This window comes from Wolbachia endosymbiont of Tuta absoluta, from assembly GCF_059414725.1.
In genome coordinates, this window is the sequence record NZ_JBNRJY010000785.1 from 1 (window position 1) to 558 (window position 558).

At 29.7% G+C, this 558-nt stretch carries 1 pseudogene; it reads left to right on the top strand.

Annotated elements, in window-relative coordinates:
- Window positions 1-18: 18 nt before the first annotated feature.
- Window positions 19-90: pseudogene (locus tag ACJ5GX_RS08060) on the top strand (hypothetical protein); the annotation flags it as partial.
- Window positions 91-558 lie beyond the last annotated feature (468 nt).

A 558-nucleotide genomic window follows, 5' to 3' on the forward strand; every position in this document is an offset into this window, starting at 1 on the left:
GAATGATATTTTTTATTCGCTTATGCTATTCTCCGATCTATTCCAAATAAACTTGGAGGTGTAATTGCTTTAATTATATCAATTTTATAAAGATAAAACTCGTCTGGTCAGTAGCAACTGTTGCTGAAACACAATGTATGAGGTAGATAGATAGATAGATCATATTCAACCATGAATTTGGCATAGGTTTAATATTCTGCCCGCGTTCGAAAAATTTTTGCAAATTTTCAAAAATTTTACATGATTATAAATTTTTACATGTTTTTGTTTGTTACATTACTGTAAGTTTACTTTTTTTAATTATATGTAAGTAATTATTTGACTTTTTAAAATAGAATCTTGTGAATTCCTACTTAGAAATAAATGATTTGGTTTGATTATTTTGAATGCCGGAGTTGCCGTTCCGCTTACCCCGTAAGAGATCGATCAGCTGATTTGATTTACTATAGAAACTAAGATTGTTTCTGTCATATTTCAACCTATGTCCTTTTGGGAATGTTATTCCTTATCACCAGCACGTATTGATTATTTTGCTATCGGTCACTAGTAAAATTACAC